The 6,526-nt window shown below is 66.1% G+C and carries 9 protein-coding genes; 4 read left to right on the top strand and 5 right to left on the bottom strand.

Annotated features, from left to right (window positions below):
- The 5 genes from AC08OQ_RS16655 to AC08OQ_RS16635 form a co-directional block, all read right to left on the bottom strand.
- On the bottom strand, window positions 1-942 hold a 942-nt coding region (locus tag AC08OQ_RS16655; protein ID WP_476612180.1), incomplete at its 3' end, for a B12-binding domain-containing radical SAM protein.
- Between the two features lie 71 nt (window positions 943-1,013).
- Window positions 1,014-1,718, bottom strand: a complete 705-nt coding sequence (locus AC08OQ_RS16650; RefSeq protein WP_476612179.1) for a cytidylate kinase-like family protein — start codon at window positions 1,716-1,718, stop codon at window positions 1,014-1,016.
- 597 nt (window positions 1,719-2,315) lie between these two features.
- Window positions 2,316-3,230, bottom strand: a complete 915-nt coding sequence (locus tag AC08OQ_RS16645) for a transposase (RefSeq protein WP_476605806.1) — start codon at window positions 3,228-3,230, stop codon at window positions 2,316-2,318.
- A 104-nt stretch (window positions 3,231-3,334) separates the two neighbouring features.
- Complete coding sequence (locus AC08OQ_RS16640; RefSeq protein ID WP_462188075.1) at window positions 3,335-3,760, bottom strand: transposase domain-containing protein; 426 nt, start codon at window positions 3,758-3,760, stop codon at window positions 3,335-3,337.
- Window positions 3,761-3,863: 103 nt separating this feature from the next.
- Window positions 3,864-4,292 carry a flavoprotein gene (locus tag AC08OQ_RS16635; protein WP_476602140.1) on the bottom strand — a complete coding sequence of 143 codons (429 nt, stop codon included), beginning with the start codon at window positions 4,290-4,292 and terminating at the stop codon, window positions 3,864-3,866.
- Window positions 4,293-4,580: 288 nt separating this feature from the next.
- On the opposite strand from AC08OQ_RS16635, the gene AC08OQ_RS16630 reads away from it, so the two are divergent.
- From AC08OQ_RS16630 to AC08OQ_RS16615, 4 genes are all read left to right on the top strand, one after another.
- A complete protein-coding gene (locus AC08OQ_RS16630) occupies window positions 4,581-4,781 on the top strand; it encodes a hypothetical protein (RefSeq protein WP_006543091.1) in 201 nt (66 codons plus the stop codon).
- Between the two features lie 53 nt (window positions 4,782-4,834).
- Window positions 4,835-5,128, top strand: coding sequence for a hypothetical protein (locus AC08OQ_RS16625; protein WP_462188077.1), 294 nt, complete (start codon window positions 4,835-4,837; stop codon window positions 5,126-5,128).
- A 181-nt stretch (window positions 5,129-5,309) separates the two neighbouring features.
- Window positions 5,310-5,624, top strand: coding sequence for a hypothetical protein (locus tag AC08OQ_RS16620; protein WP_476605807.1), 315 nt, complete (start codon window positions 5,310-5,312; stop codon window positions 5,622-5,624).
- A gap of 71 nt (window positions 5,625-5,695) precedes the next feature.
- The gene (locus AC08OQ_RS16615; protein ID WP_476602138.1) at window positions 5,696-6,148 is read left to right on the top strand and encodes a dCMP deaminase; all 453 of its coding nucleotides are present in this window, start codon (window positions 5,696-5,698) and stop codon (window positions 6,146-6,148) included.
- The last annotated feature ends 378 nt before the right edge of the window (window positions 6,149-6,526 follow it).

Below are 6,526 nucleotides of genomic sequence, written 5' to 3'. Positions count from 1 at the left end.
GATCTGCTCGCGGGTGGTGTTCTTGCGTATCGCCCGTAGGAGCTGCTCGCTCCCGGACTCGACTCCATATTTGATCTCGATGCAGCCCGAGGTCGCCATCTTCTTCAGTAACGGCGCGTCGATGGTGTCGACGCGGGACAGCGCCGACCAGGACAGGTCGAGGTCACCGACCGCATCGCAGATGTCACCGACCTTCTGCTTGTTGACGATGAAGTTGTCGTCGACGATCGCGAAGCCCTGCACGCCGTACCGGTCGATGAGCTGGTTCAACTCGGTGCGGGCGCTGGCCCCGGAGCGGTACTGGATGCGGGTCTGCCCGGCCGCGCAGAACGAGCACGGGAAGGGGCATCCGCGGCTGAACATCACGTGCGCCATGCGGATGTCTCGGCCGGCTAGCCGGTCTTCCAGCACGAAGTCCCCGACGGGCAGCAGATGCCGGGCGGGCAGCGGTAGCCGGTCGATGTCCCTCATCAGCCGGCGCGGTGGCTCGGTCCGGACCCGCCCGTCCTCGATCCAGTGGGTGCCGGCGACGCCGGTGAAGGGCTGGCCCGCGGCAGCCCGGTCCAGCACATCGAGGATCGTCTCCTCCGACTCGCCTTCGCAGACCACGTCCGCACGGAAGTCGCGCAGCGATTCGTCGGGGTAGAAGTTGCTGTGCACGCCGCCGACCATCACCAGCGCGCTGGGGTCGATCTGGCTGTGCTCGCGGGCTTCCTTCATGAATCCGTAGGTCGCGGAAGATGCGAGGCTGAACCCGACCGCGTCGTAGCCAGTGAGGTCCAGGCTCAGATGGTCGGGCCGGACCTGGATGACGGCGACGTCGTGGCCGGCGTCCTCGATCACGGCAGCCAGGTAGAGAGCCCCGAACGGAGGGAACTCCCGGCGGCGTTCCCGGAATCGGGCCATGTCGTAGACCTCGGGGTAGAGCAGCACGACACGCACAGTGTGACCTCCGGTGTGTAGCAGTGGGGAAATGGGGGTGACGACTTCCAGCCGTGGGGTTTCCTGGGCGTCTAGTCCCGTGAAACCGTGCTGGGGCCCGCGGCCCCGATCCGCAGGATTTCCGCCGGATAGCGGTCGGCCAGGGTGGCAAGTTCGCCCGGTGGACGCTTGTCGAGGAGCGCGGTCACCGCCTCGCGCACGACCGGGGTGAACGCTACGATCCCGGCGTCCGCGCAGGCGCGGTCGGCTATCGGTATCAAGTTGGTGTTGCAGACCACCAGGTCATAGCGATGGCGGTCGGTGAACAGGTCGAAGTGGTGGCGGCGGAGAAAGCCGGCTCGGGTGTCGGAATCCTTGGCCTGGACGTGCTCGCGGCAGTCGTGCAGCGACAGGGCGGTGCGTACCTGGGAGACCTGGCATTTGCGGGCGCGGGACTCAAGGTCGGACTCGATCCACACCCGTACCACCGGGTCGGGTGCCAGCCATGCGAGCGCCCAGGCATCGAAGACGGTGCCCTGACGGTCGGCCGCCAGCTTCTCCAGCCGCCGATCCAGCTCGATGTCGGCCGCGTCCCCCTGCCGGGCGGTGCGGATCTGGTCGAACCTGTCGAACCAGACCCCCTCCGCTGGCGCATCGATCCCTAAGATCTCTAGCATCACCTCGGTCGCCGACACGTACTCATAGCCCAGCTCCGTCGCCAGCCGGCGGGCGTGCGTCGTCTTGCCGGCAGCAGTCAACCCTGCAAAAGCGACGTTGGGGCGATGAGACGGAAACACGGGAGGGTCCTTTCGTGACGATGTCGTGCACTACCCGATCCCCCTGACTAAGCACGGCTCTTGTGGGTCTTGGAGGTCGGCGCACACACGGAGTAGGCGGGCGTGAGATCGGTTTCGGAGACGGAGACGCTCTCCCAACATGACACGTTCCGCAGCAGACTTAGGGGACGTAATGAAGTAACAAATACGTGATCGAGAGCATCATCGCAGGTCACAGGCCTGTGGAGGGTTCGAAACGCGCAAGTTATTTCATTTCGACTCCATAGCGCATTCACCTATGATGTGGCCGTAGAATGGCCGGGCGCATGCGAAAGCCGCGGCTCGCATCCTCGGTAGGAGGGGAGACCCTCAGCAGAGGCCCCCGGCGGACGAGCCTGGACTCACAATCTCATCGCCCCTTCGAGGGATTGAAACACTCGCGCACTGGTGACGCGGCCCCGCCGCAATGCCACTGACGCTAAGTCGATCAAGCGGCGAGCTGGGGGGTTCAGCGGGTTAGGAGTCGAAATGAAATAACTTGCGCGTTTCGAACCCTCCACAGGCCTGTGACCTGCGATGATGCTCTCGATCACGTATTCGTTACTTCATTACGTCCCCTTAGCGAGCCTGATCGTGGGGTGGAGCGTCGTGGTGGGTGCCGCACTGGCCGGGTTTCTTGACGGGGTACTGGTTGTGCCGGGCACGGCGGACCACGCGGGGGTAGGTACGTTCGCGGCGGGTGTTGAGCGTGTCCGGCTGGGTGATGTCGGCGGCGAGTAGCCGCATGGTGCGGTGATGGTGGTCAGGGGGAAAAGTCGGGTCGGTGACGACCCGGTCGCGGATGATCCTTACGGTGCGTTTGAACTTGATCCGGTCGGGGTCGATCCCGGCGGCGGTCGCGGCCTGGCAGGTCAGGGTGGCGATCGCGTGGTGGGTGAGCAGGTAGCCCCAGATCTCCTGGTAGACGGTGTCGGGGTGCTTGGAGCGCAGGACCCTGCCGGGGCCGCGCAGGTAGGTCTTGAGCTGGTCGTTGCCGGTTTCCTGTTCCCATCTGTGGTGATAACCCCCGGCCAGGGCGGTCGCCGTCGCCTCCCGTGGGTCGAGGATGGTGGTGATCAGGGCGATGATCTCGTGTTTCCCGTCGTCTTTCCGGTCGGGGACGTCGTACTCGACGAGGCGGGCGTAGCGGGCCTTCACCGGGTCCAGCGGCGTGCCGGCGCGGGCGGCGGTGAGCAGCGCGTCACGCGCCTTCCCGGTGATCTTCGGGTTGATCAGGACGGTCAGGTAGGAACCGTCGGGTAGCGCCTTCAGCGGGGGCAGGCGCAGGGTGGCCTTGACCCGCCACAGCAGCGCCGCACCGGTGTCCGCGGCCGTGCGCCAGTCCTCCCCCAGGAGGAGAAGTTCCGGTCGGCGAGCAGCAGCCAGTCGGACTCCAGCCGTGGGTAGAGGCTTCGGGCGAGGGCCTGCTCGCTGGCGGCCTTCGTTCCGCCAGCCGGGCCGAGTTCGGCGAGGACCACCGCGTGCGAGGCGCACTCGGACACGGTCACCGCGCGGACCTTCGGCAGCGCCCCCGGCGCGTCGTCACGGCCTGCTGGCAGGCCGAACGCGGCGATGTTCTCCTTGGACGCGGGCGCGTCCTACTCCAGCCCATCGATGCTCATCAGCCGCCACGCCCCGAGGAACGCCCCGAGGGTGTCCAGGTCCGCGACCGGCGCCGCGACCTGGCAGAACAGTTCCGCCAGCGGCGCCGGGCCGAGCCGCTGGCGGGCCCTGGTCAGCCCGCCCGTCGTCGGTTCCCACTTCGGCGAGGTGACGTCGAAGTCGTCGAGCGTCCCGGCCAGCCGGCGTGCGACCGCCTCGTAGTCGTCGTCCGCGAACAGCGCCAACGCCATCACGAAGTAGGCCACCACGTGCGGCGGGATCGTCGCGTCGCTGCGCCTGGCGCCCTTTCCGGTCGCTTCGATCGCCTCGTCGACCGCGTCACGCGGCACGAACGACGTCAGGACCCCCAGCGAGACCCAGTCCGTCAGCCGGCCGGCCGCCACCGCCCCAGTGTCCGCCACACCCCTGATCATGCTGCTAACCAGGCAGAACTACCGGAACCGACACCCCGGCGCCAGCCAAGATCCAAATAGCGTCAGTGGCATTGGGACTGGTCCAGGACGGTCAGCTCCCCGCGGTCCTATAATCCGCTTCGTCGAGTGCGAGTCCCCACGGAAACGTGTCCAAGTGCTGGCCGCCGGTGTGGGGCTCGTGCGGCTGCCAGGCCCCCGGTCCCATGAGGATGTGGGCTCCGGCCTTCCTCAGCTCAGTGACGCTGCGCTGGAAGGCGAAGTGCGCGGCCAGAGCCGAGTTGACGAACGGCAGGACGATGACCGGGATACCCAATCCGAATACCTCGGCCAGGACACCAAGGGCGTAGTTGTCGCTGGTACCGGCAGCCCATTTGTTGATCGTATTGTAGGTCGCCGGGGCGACGATGATCGTGTCTGCCTGGGGGAACGAGTTCGATCGTGACTCGCCTGGCTGGCGGTAGACGCTCTTCACAGGATGACCGGTCTGTTCTTCAAGTGCTGGTATGTTGATGAATGCCACGGCCGCCGGTGTGGTGATCAGGCAGACGTCCCATCCTCGGGTTTGAATGAGGGGCCACGAGACGGTCAACGTGGGGCGCGACTCCTGCCGCGCAGCGGGCACCACTCCGATGGCTGATGTGAACGGATGCTGCCGCGCCCAGCCTTCGCGTGCCAACAAGCCGCAGGCACATCGGCCGTGTCAGCTTGGGTCCGTCAGCCCTGAGGCTCGCCCAGGCTGCCGCCGCAAGCCATCAGGGACGAAGCTAAGGTTGGGTCGACACGATGCGCACCGATGCGGAGGCTGGCCATGGACGCGACGGCGCAGCCCTACCCTGAGCCCCACGAGTGGGTTGATGAACCCGACCCCGACACCAAGCGCGCGATCGACGAGGCCCACGAGGATGTCGAGGCGGGTCGCACCGTCTTCTGCCTGTCCGACGCTGCGTTCGATGCCCTTCTGGACGAGCTGGACCAGTTGGCCGTCGAGGAGCACCCGAAGGCAAGCTGATGAGCCGCGTACCTCCCGTGAGCTCGGAATGATCGACGCACTATCGTGACGGCGTGCCCGCGTACGAGCAGGTGGCCCGCTTCGTGGCGGAGTACGCGCGGCTGACTCCCGAGCAGCGGCGAGCGTTCCGCCGCGCGGTCGTGCTGTTCCGCGAGGGCTTGGAGCCGGGCCAGTTCCACCCGAGCCTCGGGGTGAAGGGCTTCCGCTCGGAGCCGGGCGTGTTCGAGCTGCGCTGGGCGAAGGACGGCCGGGCGCTGTGGGAGTACGGGGACCCCGTCCCAGGCCGGGACGGCTCTCATGTGCGCTGGTTGCGGATTGGGACTCACGACATCTACAAAAGCCGATAGCCGCCACCGTCCCCGATCGATGGGATATGACCGAAAGACAGTCTGAACCGTCCCCTCTTGGGCGGTGTAGGTCTGCGCTCGCCCCCCTGCTACAGCCGGGGGGCTTTTCATTGGATGCCGCCCCGTCACCGGCCCCAGCCCTGGCCGGTGGGGAGATGGCCCCCGCCTCCTCTACGCCTTGTTGGCCGCCCTCGGTGACTATCCGGCCGCAGCCACCGGATTCCGGACCGCGATCGACGGTCTCCCCTCCGCGTTCCACCGCGACCGCGGTGTCTACCTCGCCCGCGAAGCCCTCGCGCACGCAGGAGCACGCGAACCCGAGCAAGCCGCGATACTCGGTCTCGACGCACTCACGGTCGGCGCCAGCACGCACTCCGGACGCATCATGACCAGTCTGCGGTCACTGCGTGACGCCGTCGCCGGATGGCAGACTGTCCCCCAGGTACGCGAGTTCCGCCAGGGGATGGACCAGGTCCCCACGGCCATCACCGTCTGACTACCATCCCGCCACCGGCCATCCGGTCCGCCTCCACCAGGGACTGGCCCCAGGGAAGGACGAGTTGCTCCATGCCCCAGCTCGACGACCACCGTTGGATGACCCGGGCCATCGAATTCGCCCACCGCTGCCCGCCCGCCACCGGCGCTTACTCGGTCGGCGCTGTCATCGTCGACGAGAACAACGAGGAGATCGCCTTCGGTTTCTCCCGTGAGGTCGACGACGCGGTGCACGCTGAGGAATCCGCCCTCGTGAAGATCGCCCCCGACGACCCGCGGCTCGCCACCGCGACGATCTACAGCACCCTCGAACCCTGCTCGCAGCGTAAGTCCCGGCCACGCACCTGCACCCAGCTCATCCTGGAAGCAAAAATCCCACGGGTGGTCATCGCCTGGCGCGAACCCAGCCTCTTCGTCGCTGACTGCCAAGGCTACGAACTCCTCACCCAAGCCGGCGTCACTGTCGCGGAACTGCCTGAGCTTGCCGAGAAGGCCCGAGCCATGAACGCCCACCTGTCGGTCTGAATCAAATTCATCGCCTTGCGTCTCGGAAATATAAGAAAAAAGAAACGCACGCCCTGTGGGGGGCGGTATCATGTTGAGTTTGTCTACTGTAGTCAGTAAGCCATGTAAGTCGGCATGGTCAACATCTCCAGCGGCCAGCTACTTGGATCAGGCTACCAGCGACGCGACAAAGGTTACGCATGGCCAGAAATCGCTGCGGACGAATCTTGGGGCGGTTCATACTTCCACGCCCTAGGGGACGTAATGAAGTAACAAATACGTGATCGAGAGCATCATCGCAGGTCACAGGCCTGTGGAGGGTTCGAAACGCGCAAGTTATTTCATTTCGACTCCTAGTACTCCAGTGACAGTGGCCGACGTGTGGTCTCTGTGTGGGGT

It is taken from the genome of Frankia sp. CcCS3, from assembly GCF_977927575.1.
Note: the sequence above shows the minus strand (reverse complement) of the source record. Positions and strands in the feature narration are given on the sequence as shown.